Source organism: Bacillus cereus group sp. BfR-BA-01523 (assembly GCF_022662615.1).
Classification (GTDB): domain Bacteria; phylum Bacillota; class Bacilli; order Bacillales; family Bacillaceae_G; genus Bacillus_A; species Bacillus_A mycoides.
The window spans coordinates 115,569-141,618 of record NZ_JAKUDX010000008.1; the positions used below are offsets into that span (position 1 = coordinate 115,569).

Genomic DNA, 26,050 nt, shown 5'->3' on the forward strand with positions numbered 1-26,050 from the left:
ATTACATAAATATCCGTTATACAGGATTAGGGGGAAACAAACATGGATGCAGCTTTAAAATTAGACAAAGCTGGAGAGCAACAATCACCAAAAAAACATCCACCAGGATTATATTTGTTGTTCTTTACAGAAGCATGGGAAAGATTTAGTTATTACGGAATGCGTGGCTTATTAGTTCTTTATTTAACAACGAGCTTAGTAAGTGGCGGTTTAGGATTTGATAAAGCAGTTGCAGTTCAAATTTACGGTATTTTCACAATGCTTGTATATTTCACACCGATTATTGGTGGCTGGTTAACTGACCATTTCATTACGAAACGACATGCCATTACCATCGGCGGTATCATTATGGCGATTGGTAACTTCGTACTATTTTCAATGAATACGAAAACTGGACTATTTTTAGGATTAGGATTATTAGTTATCGGTAACGGATTCTTCAAACCAAACATCTCGACTTTACTAGGTCAATTATATAGCGACAACGATTCTCGTCGTGATAGTGCCTTCACTATCTTCTACATGGGAATTAACTTAGGAGCTCTTATCGCTCCATTCATTTGTGGTTACTTCACAGATTATAGATACGGTTTCTTAACAGCTTGTATCGGTATGATTATTGGACAGATTGCCTTTAATTTCTTAGCACCTCGTTACTTAGGGTCTATCGGAACAACTGTTGTCGGTAAAAAATCTAAAGAACAAAATGCAAAACCTATTGAGAAAAAACCTTTAACAACACAAGAGAAAAAGCGTACAACTGCAATTTTAATTTTAACTTGTTTCGTTGTATTCTTCTGGGCAGGATTTGAACAAGCTGGTAGTTCTTTAACACTTTACACAGATAAGTTCGTGGATCGTACAATTGGTGGATTTACAATTCCAACACCTTGGTTCCAATCTGTAAACCCACTATTCATTATCTTACTAGCATTACCAGTTTCTGCATTATGGATTAAACTTTCAAAAACAAAAAATGGTGATTTAAAAATCCCTACAAAAATGGCTTTTGGTATGATTTTACTAGGAATCGGATACTTAGTTTTAACTTTAGCCGTTCTAAAAACTGGTAGCGATGAAGGTAACATTACAATGAAAGCAAACTTACTATTCATTGTATTCACTTACATGTTCCACACAATCGGTGAATTATTCTTATCACCAATCGGATTATCTATGGTAAGTGCAATCGCACCTCTTAAATTAGCATCTTTATTAATGGGTGTATGGTTAGCTGGTACTGGCTTTGCAAACTTATTAGCAGGACAATTAGCTGCTTTCACTCAATCTTTAGGATATTTAGAAGTATTCGCAAGCATCGGTGTTATCGTAATCGTGCTAGGATTAGTACTTCTTATGTTCTCTAAGAAAATTGCACATATGATGGAATAGTAAATAAAAAAGACGCTTCTACAATTAGAAGCGTCTTTTCTATTACATCTCTTCTAAAGCCGTGACATCCACGTGAACGCTCTCTCCTGGGTTGGATACGTCATACACTTGAGCACTACCCTTCTGCTCATCACAGCTCTCAATCCATACGGGGACTCCCTCGTATGTAACATCAATTCTACTTGAAGAAGATAATATCTGTTTCACACGTTTTACATCCATTATATTATTCCTCCTTTGGCTTACAACACTCCTTTCTATCTTTTCATATCCCTTCAGAATATATTCCGTCAATTTAGCACTTCAACCGATAGTTTGTTTCTTTCTAACGCGCTAATATATACGCTCTCAAATCTTCCTATTATTAGATCCTTTCCAAATAAAAAAAGACGTATATTTCACACGTCTTCTTTCCATAATATTCAAAAATTAAGAAAATAATGTTTTTACTACTTCACTTACTTTATCGTTATGAATTTGATAGTACACTTCTAACCCGCGTCTCTCAAAGCGTACTACTTTATTTTGTTTTAATTTCGTTAAATGCTGCGAAACAGTTGATTGCGGAATTTCTAATACCTCTTGTAATTGTGTTACATTACATGTTCCACGCTGCATCAGTTCCATTACTAAACGTAGACGCAATGGATGAGCTAATGCTCTTAACATCTGTACGTCTTCTTCTGAAATACGACAGTCAAATTGGTTTTGGTTCATAAAATTCCCCTCATTTTCATTTTTTATTTTCTCTTTATTTATTTATATATCTGTTCTTATATTTCCTGTTACGACATAACTTTATCAACCTATAATGCTGAGAAAATTTTCCGACTTTTATCAGCACACAGTTCAAGAAAAAATCCCACCTGATTTTGAATATTATACTATATGATACAATAAAAAAGCAAAACAAAGGGCTAGCAATACTTTGCTTACAAACGTTGTTTTATCAGGCTTTTTGTTATATTTTCACCTTACTGAAATGTACAGTAATGATATTGTAAAATATCGTCCATAATTGATAACCTATCGTAAAGTAATTTGACCATATTTAACCACTTTGTTACGATAAAAAGGAAATTTAAGTAAGGAGGATGATGTAATATTAAAAAATGGTTTATTTTTGCGTTAATTAGCATTGCGGTTGGCTGGACTATTATCAATCACTTCCTATTAGAAAAAAAAGAAGATATAGCTTCAAAATCAAACATCCCCATTGGAACTGAAGTTGGCAATGCTGCCCTCGATTTCCTTCTGGAAACAACCACTGGTCAAGAAGTTCGCCTTACAGACTATAAAGGAAAAAAAGTAATATTGAATTTTTGGGCAAGCTGGTGTGGTCCATGCAAAATAGAAATGCCTGATATGGAAAAGTTTTATCACGATACTAAAGATATGGGGATTGAAATTGTCGCTATAAATGCGACAGCTACTGAAAAAGACCCGAATAATGTAAAACAATTTCTTGAAGAAAACAAATATACCTTCCCCGTCCTATTAGATCAGAAAGGCCAGGCAAGTGCCGCATATCAAATCATCAGCATTCCAACATCTTTTGTCATCGATACAAACGGTGTCATTCAATATAAGCATGTAGGACCAATGACATATGAAAAAATGAAAGAATATGTAAATAATTTATAGAAGCGTAATCAAATCAATTTGATTACGCTTTTTGTCTACTTTATGAACAAAATGTTACTTTTAATACTATTATGGAATAATTATACTTTTTCACGTTGACAATAGTGTTGAAGGAGAATATACTAAGCATGTAAGTTGATTGTGAATAGTTTCACAAATAATGTGAATTTCTTCACATATAATAGATAGGAGTTGTCATTATTATGAGTACTTGGACACAAATTTATGACCCATTAAACAATATTTGGTTATCTGCACTAATCGCAGCGCTCCCAATTTTTTGCTTCATTATTTGTTTAGTGGGATTCAAAATGAAAGGTTACATGGCTGGGCTTTATAGTGTGATCGTCGCTATTATTCTTGCTATATTTGTTTATAAAATGCCCGCAACTGTAGCTGTAGCATCTGCCGGATTCGGTGTTTTATCTGGATTTTATCCAATTTGTACTATCGTTATCGCAGCTATCTTCCTTTACAAATTAACTGTTAAAACAGAACAATTCAATGTCATTCGTGATAGCATTTCAAGTATTACAAATGATCAGCGTTTACAAGTATTATTAATCGCTTATTCTTTCGGTGCTTTCTTAGAAGGCGCAGCTGGTTTCGGTGTTCCAGTTGCTATTACAGCTGCATTACTTGTAGGTATGGGCTTTAATCCATTAAAAGCAGCAGGTATTTGCTTAGTAGCTAATATCGCTGGTGGTGCTATGGGTGCTATGGGTATTCCAGTTACAGTACCTGCACAATTAACTGGGCTAGATGCATTAACTGTCGGTCGTCAAGCTGTTTACATTTTGCCATTCATTAGCATTGTTTTACCGTTCTTACTTGTTTCAATGGTAGATGGTTTTAAAGGCATTAAAGAAACTTGGCAAGGTATTCTTGTAAGTGGTGTTTCTTTCGCAATTACTCAGTTCCTTGTGACTTACTTCTTAGGCGCTGAACTTACTAATATTTTCGCAGCAGTCGTAAGTATGGTCGCTCTTACATTATTCTTACGTGTTTGGCAACCAAAATCTTCTGCTAAAGAAGAAAAACAAGAAGAAAAAGAATCTCATACATTCAATCAAATTTTATATGCTTGGTCCCCATTCGTATTCTTAACTGCATTTGTAACAATCTTTAATTTAAAACCAATTAAAGCTTTATTTGCTCCGGATGGTCCATTGGCAAACCTAGTATTTAACATTCAATTCCCTGGTCTTCATAATGCGGTTATGAAAACTGCACCAATTACAAAGGCTGATACACCTTTCGCAGCGATTTTCAAACTAGATGTATTCTCTTCTACAACTACTGCGATTGTATTAGCAATCATCGTTTCACTTATCGTCTACCGTGTAAACGGCAAAATGATTAAAGAATTAATGATCGAAACAATAAAAGAACTAAAAGTTCCAGTATATACAATTTGTAGCGTTATCGCTTTAGCTTACGTAGAAAACTACTCTGGTATGTCATCTACACTTGGACTTGCATTCTCTTCTACAGGAAATGCATTCCCAGTTCTTTCTCCAATCTTAGGATGGATTGGCGTATTCATTACAGGTTCAGTCGTATCAAGTGGTTCATTATTCGCACCACTTCAAGCAGTAACTGCCGATCAGTTAAACATCGTACCATCTACTCTCGTTTCATTAAACGTAGTTGGTGGTACAATCGCAAAAATGGTTTCACCACAATCTGTAGCAGTTGCTTGTGCAGCAGTTGGACTAGTTGGTCAAGAATCTGCTCTATTTAAAATAGTAATGAAATATAGTTTAATCTTCTTAGCTATTATTAGCTTACTTCAACTTAACTCTGTATTTAATATCTTCTAAAAAAAGCACCGATCCAAATGGATCGGTGCTTTTTACATTACATTTTTTTAGTCTTTAATAAAGAAGCACCAGCAATTTCAGGATGCGTCATTTCGTATGGATCCAAAATAATATCAAGCTCTTCTGCTGTAAGTACACCATGTTCTAAACATAGCTCCCTAACAGATTTTCCTGTCGCAATTGCTTCACGTGCAATGCGAGAAGCTGCTTCATAACCAATATGAGGATTCACTGCTGTAATAACTCCAACACTTTTTTCAACATATTGCTTAAGCAACTCTTCATTCGCTGTAATTCCCTTTATACAGTATTCACGGAATACACGGAAACCGTTATTCATAATACTGATGGATTGAATTAAATTAAATACTAATACCGGCTCCATTACATTTAACTCTAATTGTCCAGCTTCTGACGCTAAGCAAATTGTATGGTCATTTCCAATTACTTGGAAAGCAACTTGGTTAATTACTTCTGCCATAACTGGATTTACTTTCCCCGGCATAATAGATGAACCTGGTTGACGAGCTGGTAATTGAATTTCCGCCAACCCAACACGTGGACCAGACGCCATAATACGAAGGTCATTTGCAATTTTAGACATATTCATCATACATACTTTTAGTGCTGCAGATACTTCTGTATATGCATCTGTGTTTTGCGTCGCATCAACTAAGTGCTCTGCACCAACAAGAGGGAAACCACTAAAAGTTCGTAAATGCTTCACAACTTGTTCTATATAAGTAGGGTTTGCATTTAATCCCGTACCGACAGCTGTCGCACCCATATTAACTTCGTATAAATGTTGACGAGACTGTTTAATTCTTTTTATATCACGCTCTAGCACTCTGCTATATGCTTCAAATTCTTGTCCAAGGCGAATTGGAACTGCATCTTGCAAATGCGTACGCCCCATTTTAATAACGTGATCGAACTCTTTTGCTTTATCATGAAAAGCAGAGTGAAGTTCTTCCATTGTAACAAGAAGTTCTTCCAGCATCATAAGAGTTGCTATATGAATCCCAGTTGGAAACGCATCATTTGTTGATTGGGCCATGTTCACATGAGTGTTTGGGCTAATTTTCGCATATTCACCTTTTTCGTATCCCATACGTTCTAGCGCTCTATTAGCAATTACTTCATTAGTATTCATATTAATTGAAGTACCTGCTCCGCCTTGAATCGGGTCTACGATAAATTGCTCATGGAACTTTCCATCAACAATCTCTTGTGCCGCTTCTGCAATTTCTTGTCCGATATCTTTAGCTAAGTAACCTGTATCTATATTCGCAAGCGCTGCCGCTTTTTTTACAATTGCCATTGCCGTAATGAGTGACGGATGAATGCGGTATCCTGTAATAGGAAAGTTTTCTACGGCACGTAATGTTTGTACACCATAATAAGCTACACTCGGTACTTCCTTTTCACCTAAAAAATCTTTTTCTATACGTATATCCTTCGTTGCTATCATTTTTCATCACCTATACTTTTCATTCTAAATCCTTATCTAAAGAATTCGCCCTATAAAATACGAGTATCATTAAATGAATTCTTCAGTATCCACTTTCACTATATAGCACCTTTTTTGAAAGCGCAAACATTTATTTTTCTATATATACTTTTTATTAAAGTTTATATAATAGAAAATCCATTCATTCTTCTACTTTCTTTATTTCAACTCGCTTAATTTGATGCATATCCTTTTCAAGAACTTTAAAAGAAAAGCCGTGTTTTTCAATAATATCTCCTTCAGCAACGATTTGCTTTTGTACCATAATCCAGCCACCAATTGTATCTACATCATCAGCGATTAAGTGTATGCCAAATAAATCATTTACTTCACTAATAAGCACTTTTCCCTCTACGATTTTACACCCTTCACTTATATGCTCTATAGGCGGGTGTTCATCTTCATCGTATTCATCTCGGATTTCTCCAACAATTTCTTCTAAAATATCTTCTAGTGTAACGATCCCCGCTGTACCACCATATTCATCATATAATACAGCTAATGGAATTCGTTTTCTTTGCATTTGTAATAGCAAATCATGAATAGGGATATTTTCTAACACTTCAATAACTGGTCTTGTATATGGCGTAATCGAGCACCCCTCGTCTCGATTACCATCCATATAACGAATAAATAAATCCTTTACATTAACCATCCCAATAATTTCATCTTTATCTTCACCAAATACGGGATATCTCGTGTACTTTTCTTGTGCGATTATTTTAATATGTGTTTCAAATGGTTCGTCCTCATATAAACCTACAACTTCCGTACGAGGTACCATAATTTCCTTTGCGACTCTATTATCGAATTCAAAAATATTATTTACATATTTAAATTCCCTTTGATTAATCTCTCCACTCTCATAACTCTCAGATAAGATTAATCGTAATTCTTCCTCCGAATGAGCTACTTCATGTTCAGAAGCCGGATGTAATCCGAATAACCCTGTTACAAGCCTTGCAGAACCATTTAAAGCCCAAATAAACGGATACATTACTCGGTAAAAGTAAATAATTGGCTTCGATAATAATAAGCTAACTTGCTCTGCCCTTTGTATAGCGAGCGTCTTCGGAGCAAGTTCACCAATGACAACATGTAAAAACGTAATAACTGCAAAGGCAATAATAAATGAAACTGTACTTGCAATTGCAGGAGATAAGTGTAGTTTTAAAAACAACGGCTCGAGTATATGTTTTATAGTGGGCTCTCCTAACCACCCAAGCCCTAAAGCAGTAATTGTAATACCTAACTGACATGCTGATAAATACTCATCTAAATTCGAAGTTACTTTTTTAGCTGCCAATGCTCCTCGTCGTTTTTCACTGACGAGTTGATCAATACGACTGCTACGCACCTTAATAATTGCAAACTCAACAGCCACAAAAAATGCTGTTAACGCAATAAGGATGGCTACCATCAGTAATTTTAAAATATCCACATATGTCCTTTAGCTTTCTTAGCTAAAGTTACACCTCCTTTAAAAAAGAAGTTTCACTTTAGTTTCTTCATTTATTTGAAAGCAACCCTATATAAAATTCACCAATTTCAAGCCTCATACAATTCTAAAGGCAAGCCATCAGGATCTTGGAAAAAGACAAATTTTTTATCCGTAATTTCATCCATACGTATCGCTTCAGTCTCCACACCGCATTGTTTTAAATGGTTTACAGCTTCTTCTATATTTGTAACAGCAAATGCTAAATGTCTAAGTCCAGCTGCTTCTGGAAAACTTGGGCGCTCAGGTGGACTAGGAAATGAAAATAATTCAATTTGATACTCTTCCCCTACACATAAATCTAACTTATAAGAATCTCGTTCTTCTCTATATACTTCATTTATCGCTTTAAAACCTAATATCCGAGTATAAAAATCCTTTGACAGTTCATAATTCGAACAAATAATTGCAACGTGGTGCACTCTACATATATTCATGCTCTCTCTATTCCTTTCTTTACCAAAGATGCATATTCTCCCTTGAAATGAAAAACATATATAGCAGAATATCTCTTTTAGGGGGCTTACTATGAAATTTATTACTTTTTTCGTGGGACTTATCGTTGTTTTCTTCCTTGCTTATATTGCTAGCAACAATAAGAAACATATTAAATTTAAACCAATTTTTATCATGCTTATTATACAATTAATTTTAACCTATTTATTATTAAATACAGAAATTGGTCTCATACTTATTACGGTAATTTCTAGCCTGTTTACGAGGCTACTTGAGTATGCTGCCAGTGGTATAAACTTTGTATTTGGCGGTCTTGCAAATAAAGGGGAAATGCCATTTTTCCTTAACGTATTATTACCGATTGTCTTTATCTCCGTCTTAATTGGTATATTGCAACATTTCAAAATACTACCATTCTTTATTCGTTGGATTGGTTTCTTTCTTAGTAAAATAAACGGTCTTGGGAAATTAGAATCTTACAACGCCATCGCTTCCGCTATTGTCGGCCAATCAGAAGTTTTTATTACGGTTAAAAAACAATTAGCCCAAATTCCAAAACATCGACTATATACACTTTGCGCCTCTGCTATGTCAACAGTGTCTATGTCCATTGTCGGTGCCTATATGACAATGATTGAACCAAAATATGTAGTAACCGCACTCGTTCTCAATTTATTTAGTGGTTTTATTATCGTACTCATTATTAACCCTTACGACGTTAACGATGATGAAGACATTTTGGTAATAAAAGGGGAAAAACAAAGTTTCTTTGAAATGCTTGGAGAATACATTCTTGATGGTTTTCGTGTAGCAATTGTCGTCGGTGCTATGCTCATTGGATTCGTCGCATTAATGAGTTGCATTAATGACCTATTCCTCATTATATTCGGCATTACTTTCCAACAATTAATAGGCTATGTATTCGCCCCTATTGCATTTCTTATCGGCGTACCAAGTTCTGAAGTTGTCACAGCGGGTAGCATTATGGCAACAAAGCTTGTAACAAATGAATTTGTAGCAATGATGGATCTTAGTAAACTTTCCAGCACTCTCTCTATCCGTACAGTTGGTATTATTTCTGTCTTCCTCGTTTCTTTTGCCAACTTTTCTTCCATTGGAATTATTTCCGGTGCGGTAAAAGGGTTAAACGAAGAACAAGGAAATGTTGTTGCCCGCTTCGGCCTAAAATTACTATACGGCGCTACTCTTGTTAGTATTTTATCTGCGATTATTGTAAGTATTATGCTTTAATTAGGTAAAATTTTATCATTTTCTTATCCCTGTCTTTTGTATACAATAACGAATAGATGTCTTATAAATAATCAATACATCTATTTTTTATACATGTACAATACCTTTTATTTAGCGTAAAATATTTTTTATGTGTTTTAATACGCTTCTAGATGTATACACTTTGATTGTTTTAAAGGAGAAAAAATGATGAAATCCGACATTAACAACGAAACTCGAGCCAAAAAAGGACGTTCAAAGAAAAAGCGCCTACTTTGGTTCATTCTTATTCCCTTACTTATTGTAGCAATGGGAGCAGGAGGCTATTCCTTCCATATATACAGTAAAGCAAAATCCGTCTTAAGCAACGCTTATTCTGAACTCGGCCGAGGAGATAAATCCAGCAAACGTGAAAAAGCTGTTAAACCTATGACTGATAATATTTCTGTCCTGATCATGGGTGTTGATGAAAGTGATATCAGGGAAAAAGGTTACGGAAAAGCGACTCGTACAGATGCATTACTACTTGCAACAATTAATAAAAATGATAAATCTGTTAAACTAGTTAGCATTCCACGTGATTCACGCGTCTTCATTAAATCACGTGATAAATATGATAAAATTACACATGCACATGTATTTGGTGGTGTAGACAGCACAATTGATACAGTAGAAAAATTTTTAGATGTACCAGTTGATTACTATGTAAAATTCAATTTCAAATCCTTTATCAAGATTGTTGATTCTCTAGGTGGTATAACTGTCGACGTTCCAGTTGAGTTTACAGAACAAAATAGTAGCGACGAAGCAGATGCAATTCACCTAAAAAAAGGGCGTCAACATTTAAATGGAGAAGAAGCACTTGCACTAGCTAGAACGCGTCATATTGATAGTGATTATATGCGTGGTCAACGACAACAACTTGTTTTAGAGGCTATTGCTGAAAAAGCCCTATCTCTCAATTCCATTAATAAAATCGGAAGCCTATTAGATGCTGTCGATACAGACTTAAAAACAAATTTAACTTTTGATGATATGATGACTATTGCAAAAAATTCAATGGATTCAAATTTAAAAATGGATAAATTGCAAGTGGAAGGTACTGATAAATATATAGGTGGTATTTATTATTACGTTCCAAACGAAAAGAGTGTTAATGATATATCGACAACACTTCAAGAACATCTCGGTGTTACGAATAAAAATGAGCATAAAAAATTATAATAAAAAGGCTGCTAGATTTTTCTAAGCAGCCTTTTTATTATAATTTTCAACATATTTCTCATGCATATTGTGACAAAAAGAGACAATTATTACAGCAGTGTAACATTTTTTATGAAAACATTACACACGTAGTGAAAATAATAGTATACTAGGACGTACATAATGTTATTTTCATCATTTTTATACAAAAAATGTAATACATATATTTATAAAAATTTTTCTGGGGGGAAATAAATGAAGCTAAGCAAAATACTGATTGGTTCCGCTATTGCTGGTGGCATATTACTTTGTGTTGGTGGTATTGGTGGATATCAATATGTATCCAAATTAAATAATCAACTAAATACAACTGCACTACCAAACACTACATTTGAAGGTATTTCTCTTGATGGAAAAAATAAAGCAGATATTCAAGCCCTTGTTAATCAAAAGATGAATGAATTAAATCAAAAATCTCTTAACTACGTATTCCAAAATGATAAGCAAAATTACACGTGGAAAGATTTAGGAGTAGATTATAAAGAGAAGGATATTGTCGACAATATCTTTAAAGAACAAGAAGGGAACGTAATGAATCGTTACAACATGCGTAAGCAAGCTGAAAACGGTGAAGTAAAACGTGACTATAAATTAACACCACAATTAAATACAACAACTTATGAAACCTTTATAAAGGATAAATATAATGAAGCATTAAAAAATCCTGTCAACGCCGAATTAAGTGTTGAAGGCTCTACAGTAAATATTAGCCAAAGTCAAAATGGGGAAAAAATTGATAAAGGAAAATTAACCGATTTAACAAGCGCAGCTATTACTTCTGGCACACCCGATGTTGTATTACCAGTTACACTAATAAAACCTGAACGTTCTACAGAAGATATACAACAAATGGGGATTAAAGAAGTGATTGCTGAATACTCTACCCCAATGGCTGGCCGTAATGGAAATCAGTCCTATAACGTAAATAAGTCAGCTAATACTTTAAGTGGAGTTATTGTAGCACCTGATGAAACGTTTAGTTTTAATGGCCGTGTTGGCGTAACTGATGCTGCACATGGTTATAAATCCGCAGCAGTATATTCACAAGGTAAAGTTATACAAAGTGCAGGCGGAGGCGTTTGCCAAGTAAGTAGTACTTTATACAGCGCAGCTTTAAGGGCAGATTTAGGAATTGTTTCTCGAAGCAATCATTCTATGCCCGTAAATTATTTACCACTTGGGCAGGATGCAGCAGTGGCAGATTATGGTCCGGATTTAAAATTTAAAAACAATACAGGTAAGCATATTTACATTCAAGCATTTTCAAATGGCGGTAGTATTACTACACGTATTTTCGGTACAAATACTGGTAAAAATGTTGAAGTTTCTTCTCAAGTAATTAGTAATACTGGTGATAAAATAACAGCGGTTACGTATAAAAAAGTAACACAGAACGGTGAAGTACTCTCAAACGGACAAATTTCAAAAAGCGTATATAAAAGTGCCCCAAAACAATGAGATAATATCAAACGGACAAATTTCAAAAAGCGTATACAAAAAGGCGTGATCCACTCACGCCTTTTTCTTTTGCAATAATAGTAAAAAAATTTCCAGATGATCTTTCGTTTCTTCTAAAGACCACACACGATTGCCTTGCTTCGCAGCTAATACGCACGCTTCTTCCCACGCGTTCTTTTTCTTCATATTTACTAATTCATCGCGTAATTTCAAAACAATCTCTTCGTCCTCTTGCTCTATAAACTCTTCCATCACGCTTACTATTTCATCCTCATGAATACTTAACGTACAGTATGATTTAAGAAAGTATTGTAATGTTGGATACATATATACTCCCCCCTTTATTTATCTGATGGATAAGAAGTAATAATCTTAAATCCTAGATTTCCTGATTTATCTCTCGCTAAAACAGTAACAGTCTTTACTAGTTTGTCTTTTACAATCATATTTTTCTTTATTACTGTTTTTCCAACTGGGAATGAATGAGTTGTATTCAATACAAGACGAGCCTCTTTAGAGTTTTTCAACCAATCCTGAATTTCTTTATCATGTTGTTTTAAACTATCTTTCACAGCCTTTGTCGCTGTTTCCTTATCATAGTATGTACTTGCCGCTGAAACTTTATCTGTCTTCAAACGATTCTTCAAATCCTCTTCTGATTTGCCTACATGCCTTTCAATCGTATGACCATTTTTAGGTGGCCCTTCCATTTCATCTAAAATATTATCACTAATTTTTTCTACTGATGTAGAATGATCCTCTTTTGGTTTTTCTGTTTTTTGTTCTTTTCCTGCACATCCACTTAAAATCAGCATTAGTGCCAATAAACTACTCAAGAAAAGACTACTTAATCGTTTCATCGTATCACCTCTTCCATGATTATTATCGTAACTCCACTAAAAGTCAATTTCACAAAGAAAAAATGTATACAGTTTTAAAATCCTCATTCATTTTGCTATATTTTCCACCCCCCTTTCATCAAATCACTGTTTTTCGCTCTTCTTAAAATATACCCCCATGTTTTTATAATTATTTCCCAGATGAAAACACCAATCGAAACACTCCATAAACCCTTTAAATACAGGATTTATGGAGTGTTTTTTAAACAAAATAAATATACCCCTACTTCCATATACCCAATACCTATATACGGTATACAAATCCCTTTCTATCAACAGTTTCCTACATTATGTAAATTTGCACTTGCCTACACAATAGAAATATGGTGTAATGCAAAAAAAGATAAAGGATTTTAAACAATGGCTGAAACAATTCAAAACTTCTTAACAGACTATTATTCAATCGCAATTCCACTTAGTATCTTAATTAACATCATCATCAGTCTTTTAGGTTTTATCCCTAGTATTTTTTTGACCGCTATTAACATACAGCTCTTTGGTGTAACAAACGGAACCATTATTTCGATCGCAGGTGAGGCATTAGGGGCTATTATCTCGTTTTATATTTATCGTATAGGCCTTCAGAAATTCACTCACAACAAAGTAAATAAGTATCCAAAGGTAGAACGCCTACTTTATGTAGAAGGTAGAGAGGCCTTTCTACTCGTTCTATCGTTTCGATTCATACCTTTCATCCCATCAAGTATCGTTACTTTATTTGCAGCTCTAGGCAAAATGTCATTACTCTCTTTCAGTATTGCTAGCACAATAGGGAAAATACCGGCCTTATTGATCGAAGTATATTCTGCATATCATGTCATAAACGGAACAAATGAAGCGAAATGGATTATTACAATCGCAGGTTGTGTTGGATTATTTTATTTGTGGAAAAAATGGAGAAAAAAATAAAGAAGGAGCATAGGCTCCTTCTTTATTTTTGAAGTATTTTATTAATAACTATCCCTTAAAGCCTTAGTTTACACCAACAGCACTAAATGATTGCTTAACTGCTGCTACTTCTGCAGAGCTAGCACCATATAAATCAGCTGCAGCTTGTACTGCACCAGCACGAGCTTGACTAAATGTAGTAGATTGCGTGAAATACTGTGTATTTGCACGGTAGTAAATCGCACCTAATTTATCTTTACCGATACCAGTTACAGTTACACCAGAATGCGTACCACCATTTGCTAATAAATAAGCTTGTTTGTTAATAATACCACTGTTTGTATGAACGCCACCGTTATCACTTGAACCAGTGTAACGCTTAGAATAATGGTCTGGATCACCATATTTCGTTGGATCACTCATAGAACGCAGTGCATCTCCTGCTTTACCAGGCGTGTAAATATCTTCACCAATCTCCCAATCCGGGTTACGGTTATCATAGAATTCTACTAACGTACCAAAGATATCAGAAATTGCTTCATTTAATGCTCCTGATTCATTTTGATAAATTAAATTCGAGCTATTTTCCGTAACCGCATGCGTTAATTCGTGACCAATTACGTCAATACCACCAGATAATGAAGTGAATGTTACACCATCACCATCTCCGTATACCATTTGTGAACCGTTCCAGAATGCATTATTATACTTACTTCCGTAATGAACAGTTGATTTTAATGGTGCTCCTGCATCATTAATAGAATTTCGGTTAAATGTATCTTTATAGTAATCATATGTTTTACCTGCATAGTAATGAGCATCTACTGCTGCTGCATCATACGCTGCATTGAAAACATTATCTACATCTGCCCATAATGTTCCTGGTAACGTCGAACGATTTTTCGCATCATATGTGAAAATTGTTGCTCCGCGCATATTATCTTGCAAGTAGTAAGATGATCCAGATAACGTTGTATTAAGCGATTTCGTATCTCCTAATACACCTTTACCAGTTCCTACTTTATTCGTTCCTGTTACAGGCTTTATAACCGCTTTCGCATCCTGTTTAGGAGCATCTTGTTTAACAGGAGACTTATCATCATTTGTTACATGATCAATTGTATTAAACTTATTTAATACTTTACCGCTTTCCGCCTCAATGAAATAGTAGTAATTTCCTGGGCTTGGATCTAAGAAGTTTAGATTTACAACGTATGCATATGTCGTTTCTTCACCGTTTTGATATACATATAAGTCCGCTTTTGGTTCTACCTCATATTTAGGTGTTACTCCTAAATCTTGCTGCGCGATTTCAATTGCTTTTGCGCCTTCAATCTTATTTTTGTTTTTTAACTTTTCCTTTTTGTCTAAATCAGGCGCAACTGTTCCAGACAATACCTTTAAAGAACCATCTTTACTTACGTGAGCTACTTGAGTAGACCCCCATACAGGTACTCCCTCGTAAACTTGTTGCATACGTACTACTGTTGAATCAGTTACAGCATCTTTTTTCACTTGTTTTACTTTGAAAGAATCTTGCGCACTCTTTTCCCCTAACTTATAATCACCTTTTGCCGCGTTTAAGTAATCAAACACAACAGATTCCGCTTTCTTACCAGTCGCTCCAGTTAGATCACCAGAAATAAACTCAGGTGACTGTACCGTCTCATTGTACTTCTTAGTAGAGAGCACATTTTTAGAATCCGCAAATGCAGAGCCTGTCCCTCCGAACGTAGTAACTGCCATTCCTGCCGCTAACACTAACGCTAAACTCTTCTTTTTCATCTAACATTCCCCCTAATAAAAAATTTTTGAAAAAGAGTAGTTTCATATTATCATTATGTTTCCACTATTAATATACTAAAAATTCAATTAATTTCTTTCTCAAGTGTTGTAGAATTTTGAGGAACAAATATTGAAAAAAAACCCTTTCCGTTGGGAAAGGGTTTTTTTTTATAAATTAATTTGTTCAACTGTTTTAGCTTCTTGCCCTAGAGTATCCGGCTTCCAAGCATACTGAATATCCAATACTACAGCTGCAATTGCCATAACCACAAATGTTCCTGCAATTAACTTTTTCATACTATCCCTCCTCTTTACTCTTCTAATAAAGTAATCGCTAATTTATAATAGCGATTACTTTCTTTAAAATCTGAGCATTCTTCTAAGTATTCAGCAAGTTCTAAGTATACTTTCTTTAAATCTTTTATATTTTCCTCTGTTTTAAAGAAAGGAACTACTTCTGTTTCTAGAAATTTTTTATAGAGGTCTCTTTCTTCAAAATATTTATATCTTAAATTTAACAATAAATATAACATCCCTTTGTATCTATCATCTTTCCTTGCAGCAAGGATACCTTTTTCAATCCATTCAGCCGCTTCCTCAAGTTCTCCTAATTGAATACACTGTAACGAGAGCTCATACATGGCATCAATATAATTCATATCCTCTTCTTTTTTATACTTTAAGCATTCTATATAATACTCTTTCGCCTTGGCATAATTTTTTTGTCGGTAGTACAGATAACCAATATTATTTAAAGCAATAGAAAGAATATTATCTTTATCAGCAAAAGAAGTTGCTTCTCTTATGATATGATTATAGATTTCCATAGCTTCATTATATTGTTTTTTTCTAGTATAACTAAACGCAATTAAAAACTTACAATTAATTATATTTCTAAATTTATATTCACTTTTAAAACCTTCTAATGCCACATTAGCAAAATATAATGTCATATGGTCTATTTCCATCTGACTATATGTCAATGCCAAATTATAATATATTCCTGTTTCATAATATCCTAACTCTTTCGCCATCGATTCCGTCTTTAACAGATATTCCAATGCCTGCGTATATTTGTACTGCACAGAATATAATAATGCCTTATTATACGTATATAACATCTTCTGAAAAGGCGAGTATTTCTTATACACTTTCTTCAATCCATCCAATTCTTCTTCAACAGCAGGGAGATCCCGCTTCATCATTAAATAACGTGTATACAGCAGTTTATAATAATTTATAATTTCAAAATCCAACACATGCTTCATTTCACCTTGCAACTCTTCGTATATGCGCTCTACTTGTTGCTTGTCCAAATGAACTAATGCATTCAACCACTCGTCCAACTTCACCTTCACATCTTCTTCTACATCTCTCAAATCCGTCACAGCAATTTCTAGTCTTGTGCAGAGCAATTGTAGAATTTCTTCTGATGCTTCAATCTTTCCATTTTCGATCTTACTTAAGTATGAGACAGAACAAATGCCCTGACATAATTCTTCTTGTGTCATTTTTTGCTGTAGCCGTTTATAAAAAACTTGCTTGCCTATTTTTTCTAATGTTTGTTGCATTGTCCTCCTCCATTCTCATTACCCCCATTACTCTAATAATACATAAAATCTAGAGAAATATAAATTGATAAATGTAAATTTTCTAAAAAATATGCATTATTTCATTTTTTTCTCTCTTGACTTCAATCCCCTATTACTTCTTTGCTACGAAAGGGGAAAAATTGGTATACTATAACCAAATTACGGAGGTGTTTTCGCAATGAATCATTATAAAGACGATAGTTACGCCTTACATACAGATTTATATCAAATCAACATGGCTTATACATATTGGAAAGATGGTATTCATACTCGCCGTTCTGTTTTTGATCTATACTTTCGAAAGCTTCCATTCGAAAACGGCTATGCTGTTTTTGCTGGTCTTGAAAAAATTGTAGAGTACATAGAAAATTTCAGCTTTACCGAAAGTGACATCGCTTATTTAGCTGAGCTGCAATTTGAAGAAGACTTCCTCCATTATTTACAAAACATGAAATTTACTGGCACGATTCGTAGTATGCAAGAAGGCGAAGTTGTTTTTAATAACGAACCATTATTACGTGTTGATGCACCGCTTGGCGAGGCACAAATAATTGAAACCGCCCTCTTAAATATTGTAAATTACCAAACATTAATTGCTACAAAAGCTGCACGTATGAAGCACGCTGCAAATAATGATGAGCTTTTAGAGTTCGGTACAAGACGCGCTCATGAGTTTGATGCTGCCCTTTGGGGAACACGAGCTGCCTTTATTGGTGGTTTTTCATCTACAAGTAACGTTCGCGCAGGGAAACGATTTGGCATCCCTGTAGCTGGCACACATGCCCATTCTTTCGTACAAGCATATCGCGATGAATATGTTGCATTTAAAAAATATGCTGAAACACATAAAAAATGTGTATTTCTTGTCGATACATACGACACATTAAAATCTGGTGTTCCAAATGCGATTCGTGTTGCAAAAGAGTTCGGGGATCGTATCGATTTTTATGGCATGCGCCTTGATAGTGGTGATATGGCATATTTATCAAAGGAGGCCAGAAAACAACTTGATGCAGCTGGATTTACAAACACAAAAATTATCGCTTCTAGCGATTTAGATGAATATACGATTATGCACTTGAAATCTCAAGGGGCAAAAATTGATGTATGGGGTGTTGGTACAAAGCTGATTACATCCTTTGAGCAGCCAGCATTAGGGGCTGTCTATAAACTAGTCGCTATTGAAGATACTGACGGAAAATTAAATGATACGATTAAGATTTCATCTAATCCTGAAAAAATTACAACCCCAGGACTTAAACGAATTTATCGTATTATTAACCGTGTTAACGATCATGCAGAGGGCGATTATATTGCTTTAGAGTCAGAAGAACCCGGAAAAGAAGAGCGTTTAAAAATGTTTCATCCAGTTCATACATATATAAGTAAATTCGTAACAAGCTTTGAAGCACGGGAACTGCATCAAGATATTTTCATTAACGGTAAAAGAGCGTATGAATTACCTAATATATTAGATATTCAAAAGTATAATGAACGCAGCCTCTCACTATTTTGGGAAGAGTATATGCGAACTTTAAACCCAGAAGAGTACCCTGTCGATTTAAGCCAAGAATGTTGGGATCATAAAATGAATTATATTCAAACTGTTCGAGAACAGGTTGAAAAAAATATACAAAAATAAAGTGAAGCTTTAATCAGTGGGGTTTTGTCCCTCCCCCACTTCTCCATTTTTCAATACTATATGGATATTTGTAAAAAATATATTAAAATAATAAGAAGAATATTATATTTTTGTAAATTTATATATTAAATTATTTAAAAACAAAATAATATTTGATATTATTTTCTTGAGTCAATTTCAACAAAATAACCAATAAAAAAGAGGACGCAATTGCGTCCTCTTTTTTATAAATCTTTTACTCGTAGTACACGCATTGCATTTAATACTGCAAGTAACGTCACACCAACATCTGAGAAGACTGCTTCCCACATTGTTGCAATACCAAAGGCGCCGAGTAATAACACTAACCCTTTTACCCCTAATGCAAATATAATATTTTGCCATACGATGCTACGTGTACGTTTTGCAATTTTTACTGCTGTCGCAATTTTTGAAGGCTCATCAGTCATAATAACGATGTCAGCAGCTTCAATTGCTGCATCTGACCCTAAGCCGCCCATCGCAATACCAACGTCTGCCCTTGCTAGTACTGGCGTATCATTAATACCATCACCGACGAATGCAATCTTTTCTTTACCGCGTTTTGCTGCATCAATTTTTTCGATTTCTTCTACTTTTTGGTGTGGTAATAATTCGGCATGAACTTCATCTAAACCTAATTCTTTACCAACAGCTTCCCCGACTGATTTTGCATCACCAGTTAACATGACTGTCTTCTTAATACCTAGTTCTTTTAACTTTTGAATTGCTTGTTTTGAATCCTCTTTTACCTCATCAGAGATAACAATATACCCTGCATATTTACCATCTACAGCAACATGAACTAGTGTACCTACTGTATTTGGTTGCTTAAATGTAATGTTTTCTTTGCTCATTAATTTAGCGTTACCTACGAAAATTTCTTTTCCTTGTACTTTTACAACCGTACCATGACCAGAAATTTCACTATAGTCTTCAATAGCATTTTCATCGATTGATTTTCCATATGCATTTCGAATAGATTGTGCAATCGGATGATTTGAATATACTTCTGCAAATGCTGCATATTCTAATAGCTCTTCAGCTGTGATACCTTCACTAGGCTCCATCCTCGTAACTTTAAAGACACCTTTTGTTAATGTTCCTGTTTTATCAAAAACGATATATTTCACATCATTCAATGCTTCTAAATAGTTACTTCCTTTTACTAAAATACCACTTTTAGATGCCCCACCAATACCGCCAAAGAATCCAAGAGGAATCGATACAACGAGCGCACATGGACAAGAGATTACTAAGAACACTAAAGCTCTATAAATCCAATCGGAGAATGTAGCACCCTCTAAAATAAGTGGTGGAATAAATGCCATTATTGCTGCTGTTATAACTACAACAGGAGTATAATAACGTGCAAACTTTGTAATAAAGTTTTCTGTTGGCGCTTTTTTGCTACTTGCATTTTGTACTAGGTCTAAAATTTTCGATACAGTGGATTCACCGAACTCTTTTGTAACTTCGACAATTAATACACCATTTTGGTTTACAAAACCACTTAATACGTCATTACCAACTTCTACTTCCCTCGGTACAGACTCACCTGTTAACGCTGAAGTATCCATCATTGATGTTCCCTCAACTACTTTCCCGTCTAACGGTACTTTTTCACCTGGTTTTACGATAATATACTCACCAATTTGCACATCTTCTGGTGATACTTGTTTCGTTTCGTTTCCAACTTTCACATTCGCATAGTCAGGACGAATATCCATTAATGACGTAATTGATTTTCGAGAACGATTTACTGCAATACTTTGGAACAGTTCCCCTACTTGGTAAAATAGCATAACTGCTACCGCTTCTGGATATTGTTGAATCGCGAAAGCTCCTAAAGTTGCAATTGCCATTAAAAAGTTTTCATCGAACACTTGGCCGCGAGTTATGTTTCTTACCGCTCTCCAAACGATATCTCCACCTATTAATAAATAAGCAAGGACGAATAATGGAATTGTTATCATTTGCGGTAATCCGGCTAACGCAGCAATTCCTGTCAAAATTCCACCGACTACTAATCGTCCTATCATCTTTTTCACATTTCCATCACCATGATCATGGTCGTGTCCTTTTTCCTCTTCACGAACAACTTTTACATCAGGCTCTAACTTTTGAACAACATTTTTTATATTTTGTACAGTCGATTCAAGTTCTCGTTTATTTGCAACTTCTACTCGTAATTTCTTTGATACGAAATCAACAGTCGCTTCTGAAACTGTTGGCATTTCCTTTACCTTATTTTCAATCTTCATTGCACAATTTGCACAGTCTAAGCCTTCTAATACAAATACTTCTTTTACTGATTTTGTTTTTTGCTCTTCTTGCACTTTAATATGTGGCTCTAATTTTGTAACAAGTTGCTTCGCTTCCGTAACAACTTGATTTTCTTTATTTTGCGGTGTTTCTAAAAGCATCGTTTTTGTTGCAAAGTTTACGGAACAAGATGTTACCCCTTCTATATTCCCAACACCTTTTTCAATTTTCATTGCACAATTTGCACAATCTAAACCTTCTAGCATAAGTTTCTTTTTCACTAATGCTTCTGCCATCGTTCTCCCTCCTCGCTTTTTTATTCTTCCTCGTTTACGTGTTCAAACGCTTGCTCGAAGATATGAATTACGTGTTGATCAGCTAATGAGTAATAAACTACCTTTCCTTCTTTACGGTTCTTTACAAGCTTCGCTTGCTTTAATACACGAAGCTGATGTGAGATTGAAGATTGCGTCATTCCTAATAAATAAGCTAAATCACAAACACACATTTCAGCTTCAAATAATGCATGTAATATTCTCGTACGTGTACGGTCACCTAATACTTTAAATAATTCTGCTACTTTACTTAAACTTTCATCAGTCGGAATTGTTTGTTTTACTTGATCCACGATTTCCTCGTGAATTACCGTTTGAGAACATGCTTCCTGTTGCGTTTCTACTTTATTTTCAGCCATCACAGCTCACCTCTTTATTTGAACATATGAACAACTATTCATATGTCTTATATCTTTATTATATGAGCGTCCATTCATATGTGTCAATGAATTCTCATACATTTTTTAAAACATTTCGTTTATATTTCAAAATAAATATATAAATATTCTCCGCATCTATCATGCCCTTCATACAAAAAGGATGCACGAAAACTACCGTGCATCCCTTCTTATTTATCCCGCATTAACAGGCAGTAAGACTCCCACCTCAAAATGCAGCTGGAACAAAGAAGTTAGGTGGGAGATTAACTGCCCGTAAAAGCCCGATTGGTGAGGGCTAATAATCAGTGGGGGATGAAGCCCCCCACTGATTAAAGTTTCACTGCATCCACAATTAACGAAGCGAATCCTAACTTTCCATCCTGATTTCTATGATCAAAGCGTTTCGAACGATAAATAAGTCCACCGTTCTCTTTCCAATCACTATAATGAAACTGGCCATTCTCATCACAGTATTCTAAAAGCTTTACTTGAAAACCTACTGCTTCAAACATAGATATAATCGTTTTGTAGTTATGTACAATTTTATGACTTGCAGCTGGATGATCTAACGGGCCAGGTCCTCCCACTTGTACACCACGCTGATATTCTTCATTGGGGAAAAATGCATCCGGCACTGCACAACGAATATAACCATCATCTTGTAAAAACTCAAAGCATATTTTAGCTGCTTCTATACCTTCTTCATACGATAAATGCTCCCATACATGTTCAGCTAAAATTACCGATAAAGAATTAGGCTGAAATTTATTAAGCCACGTTTCTCTTTTTAATAAATTTAATTCATCCTCATTTGTATGTAACCAACCTGGGTTATTATTATATCTCTCTGCTCCAACGACAACTTTCGTCTCCATCTTTCCACCCCTTCTTATATTCCGACATAAAAATTCGACAACATAACATTGGTCTCCTTTATTTCCCCAAAAGAAAAAGCCTTGCGCGCTCCCTAGACGCACAAGGCTTACTAACTTTATATCCCTTTAATTAGCTTTTTCTAAACTATCTTGCGAACTTCCATCGTCTTTTAAATGACTATGTTTTTTCGAATAAACAAAGTATACAACCACTCCGATTGCTAACCAAACACCGAAGTATATCCATGTTTTTAACGGTAGATTTACCATTAAGAATAGACAGCTTGCAACTGAAATAATCGGTAAGATTGGTACAAGTGGTACCATAAATCCACGTTGTAATTTCGGGTGCGTTTTACGAAGAATGATGACAGTTACACCAACCATCGCAAATGTTAATAACGCTCCAATATTCGCTAAATTCGACAATTCTTTTAAATCGATAAATCCGGCAATTAAAGCACTACCAATTCCTGTTAACCAAACTGAAAATGTTGGTGCTTCTGTCTTCTTGTTAATTTTCGCAAAAGATTTTGGCAATAAACCGTCACGGCTCATAGCGAAGAATACACGTGTCGTAGCGTAGATGTATGCGAAAATTACAGCCATAATACCAATTACAGCTCCAATAGCGATTACACCAGCCACTTTATCTTGTCCTACAACTTCTAATACATAGGCCATCGCTTCAGGTACATCTAATTCCTTATAAGAAACCATACCTGTCATAACGAGACAAACTACAACATAAATGATTGTACAAATGACTAATGAAGCAATAATACCAATCGGCAAATCACGTTGTGGATTTTTCACTTCTTCAGCAGAAGTTGCTAATGCATCAAATCCTAAGAAAGCGAAGAATACTGCTGCTCCTCCGGCAAAGACTCCACTTAAGCCGTACGGTGCAAATGGTATCCAGTTTTCTGGTTTCACGTAGAATACACCAACTGCAATGAATAAAACAACAATACCAATTTTAATTAATACCATTATGTTATTCACACGCTTACTTTCTTTTGTACCTCGTGATAATAACCAAGTTATCACCAACGTAACGATAACTGCGGGTAAGTTCACCATACCACCTTGCGATGGAATCGTTAACAACGCTTTTGGAATTTCAAGTCCCAATCCACTCACTAAATTATTGAAATAACCTGTCCATCCGCCAGCTACTGCGGCAGTCGTTACGACATATACGGATAGCAATGTCCATCCCATTAAATGGGCAATAAACTCACCAATTGTTGCATATGAATATGTGTACACACTACCTGAAACAGGAAGTGCAGATGCAACCTCTGCATAACATAAAGCTGCAAATCCACAAACAATTGCTGCAATCATAAATGAAAAAATAACTGCTGGACCAGCATCTCTTGCTGCTACTAATCCAGTTAATACTAGAACTCCTGTACCAATTATCGCACCAATCCCTAGCATTGTTAGGTCAAATGCCCCTAGCGTTTTCGTCAAAGTTTTACTTTTACTTTCCCCTAACAATTGCGTAACGGATTTCTTTTTAAATAGGTTGGCCACGATGAATGCCCCCTTTTACCAAGAAGAGCTAAGAGGTATTATCTCTTAGCTCTTATCATGTTGTTTTATATATTGTTCGATTTTGTTTTGTATAATGCTTCTATTAGCAAGATACTGTTTCTGCTTCTAATAATTCTTTAGCACCTTTGTACTCTACACCGTGAGCTTCTGCAACTGCTTCGAATGTTACATAGCCTTCTAATGTATTAATACCTTTTAATAATGCAGTGTTGCCTAGGCAAGCTTCTTTGTAGCCTTTGTTAGCAATTTGTACTGCATATGGTACTGTTACGTTTGTTAATGCAAGAGTTGATGTACGCGGAACCGCACCTGGCATGTTTGCAACTGCATAATGCACAACGCCGTGTTTTTCATAAGTTGGGTTATCATGAGTTGTAATACGGTCAGTTGTTTCGAAAATACCACCTTGGTCAATCGCGATATCTACAACAACAGAACCTGGTTCCATTGATTTAATCATTTCTTCTGTTACAAGTTTTGGCGCTTTTGCACCTGGGATTAATACTGCACCGATTACAAGATCAGATTCTTTTACAGCTTCTGCAATATTGTAAGGATTAGACATTAAAGTTTTTACTTGGTTTCCGAAAATGTCATCTAATTGACGAAGACGTTCTGCACTTAAGTCGATGATTGTTACATCCGCACCTAGTCCAACTGCAATTTTAGCAGCATTTGTACCAGCTTGTCCACCACCGATAATTGTTACTTTACCACGTTTAACTCCTGGAACACCTGCAAGTAAGATACCTTTACCGCCTTTGTTTTTCTCAAGGAATTGCGCACCGATTTGTGCAGCCATACGACCAGCTACTTCACTCATAGGTGCAAGTAATGGTAATGAACGGTTTTCTAATTGTACTGTTTCATATGCGATAGCAACAACTTTCTTCTCGATTAACGCTTTTGTTAATTCTGGTTCTGGAGCTAAGTGTAAGTATGTGAATAAGATTAAACCTTCACTGAAGTGTTTGTATTCGCTTTCAACTGGTTCCTTAACTTTCATAACCATTTCCATGTTCCAAGCTTCTTCAGCTGTATCAACAATTTTTGCTCCCGCTTCAACATACTGAGCATCTGTGAAACCAGATCCTACACCTGCATCCTTTTGAATGAATACTTCGTGATTGTTACGAATTAAATGTACAACACCTGCTGGTGTCATTGCCACACGGTTTTCGTTGTTTTTAATTTCTGCTGGTACCCCAATACGCATAATGAAATGCCCCCTTATAATTAACAGAAAAAAGGAATTCTTTTTTCTTTTTGTAATAATTAATAACTTATGTCCTTATTCTAGCATAACTTAAAAATTATGAAAACGCTAACATACCATTTTTTAAAAGTTTATATATTTAGAATAGTGTAAATATAATAAACATTGATTCTATTGGGTTATTCGTACCATCGCATTATCTATCACTCTATTTACATTATATCCACTCAAAACGCATAGCAATTATTTATTATTTGACAATAATGTAACAATGCAAAAAACTAAGTAGTTACGTATACATATACACTTATTACTTTG

23 protein-coding genes are annotated in these 26,050 nt (G+C 35.1%); 8 read left to right on the forward strand and 15 right to left on the reverse strand.

Going from position 1 to position 26,050, the window contains the following annotated elements:
* Positions 1-42 precede the first annotated feature (42 nt).
* Positions 43-1,392: a peptide MFS transporter gene (locus MR066_RS19765; protein WP_061674012.1), complete on the forward strand. Its 1,350-nt coding sequence runs from the start codon at positions 43-45 to the stop codon at positions 1,390-1,392.
* Between the two features lie 42 nt (positions 1,393-1,434).
* Here the strand turns inward: MR066_RS19765 and MR066_RS19770 are convergent, their stop codons facing one another.
* Together MR066_RS19770 and MR066_RS19775 are read right to left on the reverse strand one after the other, a co-directional pair.
* Positions 1,435-1,614, reverse strand: a complete 180-nt coding sequence (locus tag MR066_RS19770) for an acid-soluble spore protein H (RefSeq protein ID WP_002010492.1) — start codon at positions 1,612-1,614, stop codon at positions 1,435-1,437.
* 207 nt (positions 1,615-1,821) lie between these two features.
* Complete coding sequence (locus MR066_RS19775) at positions 1,822-2,109, reverse strand: ArsR/SmtB family transcription factor (RefSeq protein WP_001075217.1); 288 nt, start codon at positions 2,107-2,109, stop codon at positions 1,822-1,824.
* A gap of 498 nt (positions 2,110-2,607) precedes the next feature.
* Here MR066_RS19775 and MR066_RS19780 point away from each other — a divergent pair, with 498 nt between their 5' ends.
* Both MR066_RS19780 and MR066_RS19785 read left to right on the forward strand, forming a co-directional pair.
* Positions 2,608-3,036 carry a TlpA disulfide reductase family protein gene (locus MR066_RS19780; RefSeq protein ID WP_080683317.1) on the forward strand — a complete coding sequence of 143 codons (429 nt, stop codon included), beginning with the start codon at positions 2,608-2,610 and terminating at the stop codon, positions 3,034-3,036.
* Between the two features lie 203 nt (positions 3,037-3,239).
* Positions 3,240-4,859, forward strand: coding sequence for a lactate permease LctP family transporter (locus MR066_RS19785; RefSeq protein WP_002029741.1), 1,620 nt, complete (start codon positions 3,240-3,242; stop codon positions 4,857-4,859).
* Positions 4,860-4,896: 37 nt separating this feature from the next.
* Here the strand turns inward: MR066_RS19785 and aspA are convergent, their stop codons facing one another.
* The 3 genes from aspA to gloA2 form a co-directional block, all read right to left on the reverse strand.
* Complete coding sequence (gene aspA / locus MR066_RS19790) at positions 4,897-6,330, reverse strand: aspartate ammonia-lyase (protein ID WP_242248280.1); 1,434 nt, start codon at positions 6,328-6,330, stop codon at positions 4,897-4,899.
* A 181-nt stretch (positions 6,331-6,511) separates the two neighbouring features.
* On the reverse strand, positions 6,512-7,810 hold the full coding sequence (locus MR066_RS19795; RefSeq protein ID WP_016093357.1) for a hemolysin family protein: 1,299 nt from the start codon (positions 7,808-7,810) through the stop codon (positions 6,512-6,514).
* Positions 7,811-7,917: 107 nt separating this feature from the next.
* A complete protein-coding gene (gloA2, locus tag MR066_RS19800) occupies positions 7,918-8,304 on the reverse strand; it encodes an SMU1112c/YaeR family gloxylase I-like metalloprotein (RefSeq protein WP_242248281.1) in 387 nt (128 codons plus the stop codon).
* A 91-nt stretch (positions 8,305-8,395) separates the two neighbouring features.
* Between gloA2 and MR066_RS19805 the strand changes: the two genes are divergently transcribed.
* The 3 genes from MR066_RS19805 (at position 8,396) to MR066_RS19815 (ending at position 12,274) form a co-directional block, all read left to right on the forward strand.
* Positions 8,396-9,574, forward strand: a complete 1,179-nt coding sequence (locus MR066_RS19805; protein WP_242248282.1) for a NupC/NupG family nucleoside CNT transporter — start codon at positions 8,396-8,398, stop codon at positions 9,572-9,574.
* A gap of 186 nt (positions 9,575-9,760) precedes the next feature.
* Positions 9,761-10,777 carry an LCP family glycopolymer transferase gene (locus MR066_RS19810; protein ID WP_002029713.1) on the forward strand — a complete coding sequence of 339 codons (1,017 nt, stop codon included), beginning with the start codon at positions 9,761-9,763 and terminating at the stop codon, positions 10,775-10,777.
* Positions 10,778-11,011: 234 nt separating this feature from the next.
* Positions 11,012-12,274, forward strand: a complete 1,263-nt coding sequence (locus MR066_RS19815) for a VanW family protein (RefSeq protein ID WP_242248283.1) — start codon at positions 11,012-11,014, stop codon at positions 12,272-12,274.
* A 54-nt stretch (positions 12,275-12,328) separates the two neighbouring features.
* On the opposite strand, the gene MR066_RS19820 is transcribed toward MR066_RS19815, so the two are convergent.
* Both MR066_RS19820 and MR066_RS19825 read right to left on the reverse strand, forming a co-directional pair.
* A complete protein-coding gene (locus tag MR066_RS19820; RefSeq protein ID WP_002091014.1) occupies positions 12,329-12,601 on the reverse strand; it encodes a hypothetical protein in 273 nt (90 codons plus the stop codon).
* Positions 12,602-12,615: 14 nt separating this feature from the next.
* Complete coding sequence (locus tag MR066_RS19825; RefSeq protein WP_002091018.1) at positions 12,616-13,134, reverse strand: RNase A-like domain-containing lipoprotein; 519 nt, start codon at positions 13,132-13,134, stop codon at positions 12,616-12,618.
* Positions 13,135-13,533: 399 nt separating this feature from the next.
* On the opposite strand from MR066_RS19825, the gene MR066_RS19830 reads away from it, so the two are divergent.
* Positions 13,534-14,082, forward strand: a complete 549-nt coding sequence (locus tag MR066_RS19830; protein WP_002029716.1) for a TVP38/TMEM64 family protein — start codon at positions 13,534-13,536, stop codon at positions 14,080-14,082.
* 63 nt (positions 14,083-14,145) lie between these two features.
* On the opposite strand, the gene MR066_RS19835 is transcribed toward MR066_RS19830, so the two are convergent.
* The 3 genes from MR066_RS19835 to MR066_RS19845 form a co-directional block, all read right to left on the reverse strand.
* Positions 14,146-15,846, reverse strand: a complete 1,701-nt coding sequence (locus MR066_RS19835; RefSeq protein ID WP_242248285.1) for a M4 family metallopeptidase — start codon at positions 15,844-15,846, stop codon at positions 14,146-14,148.
* 168 nt (positions 15,847-16,014) lie between these two features.
* A complete protein-coding gene (locus MR066_RS19840) occupies positions 16,015-16,143 on the reverse strand; it encodes an NprX family peptide pheromone (protein ID WP_000733136.1) in 129 nt (42 codons plus the stop codon).
* A 14-nt stretch (positions 16,144-16,157) separates the two neighbouring features.
* On the reverse strand, positions 16,158-17,417 hold the full coding sequence (locus MR066_RS19845; protein ID WP_002010467.1) for a tetratricopeptide repeat protein: 1,260 nt from the start codon (positions 17,415-17,417) through the stop codon (positions 16,158-16,160).
* A gap of 199 nt (positions 17,418-17,616) precedes the next feature.
* Between MR066_RS19845 and MR066_RS19850 the strand changes: the two genes are divergently transcribed.
* Positions 17,617-19,080 carry a nicotinate phosphoribosyltransferase gene (locus MR066_RS19850; protein WP_242248287.1) on the forward strand — a complete coding sequence of 488 codons (1,464 nt, stop codon included), beginning with the start codon at positions 17,617-17,619 and terminating at the stop codon, positions 19,078-19,080.
* Positions 19,081-19,304: 224 nt separating this feature from the next.
* Here the strand turns inward: MR066_RS19850 and MR066_RS19855 are convergent, their stop codons facing one another.
* The 5 genes from MR066_RS19855 to ald all read right to left on the reverse strand — a co-directional run bounded on the left by MR066_RS19855 (position 19,305) and on the right by ald (position 25,732).
* Positions 19,305-21,659, reverse strand: coding sequence for a heavy metal translocating P-type ATPase (locus MR066_RS19855; protein WP_242248289.1), 2,355 nt, complete (start codon positions 21,657-21,659; stop codon positions 19,305-19,307).
* A 20-nt stretch (positions 21,660-21,679) separates the two neighbouring features.
* Positions 21,680-22,057: an ArsR/SmtB family transcription factor gene (locus MR066_RS19860; protein WP_002010461.1), complete on the reverse strand. Its 378-nt coding sequence runs from the start codon at positions 22,055-22,057 to the stop codon at positions 21,680-21,682.
* 350 nt (positions 22,058-22,407) lie between these two features.
* The gene (locus tag MR066_RS19865) at positions 22,408-22,953 is read right to left on the reverse strand and encodes a class I SAM-dependent methyltransferase (RefSeq protein WP_242248290.1); all 546 of its coding nucleotides are present in this window, start codon (positions 22,951-22,953) and stop codon (positions 22,408-22,410) included.
* Between the two features lie 126 nt (positions 22,954-23,079).
* A complete protein-coding gene (locus MR066_RS19870; RefSeq protein WP_016101851.1) occupies positions 23,080-24,495 on the reverse strand; it encodes an amino acid permease in 1,416 nt (471 codons plus the stop codon).
* A gap of 103 nt (positions 24,496-24,598) precedes the next feature.
* Positions 24,599-25,732 carry an alanine dehydrogenase gene (gene ald, locus MR066_RS19875; RefSeq protein WP_128855923.1) on the reverse strand — a complete coding sequence of 378 codons (1,134 nt, stop codon included), beginning with the start codon at positions 25,730-25,732 and terminating at the stop codon, positions 24,599-24,601.
* Between the last annotated feature and the right edge of the window lie 318 nt (positions 25,733-26,050).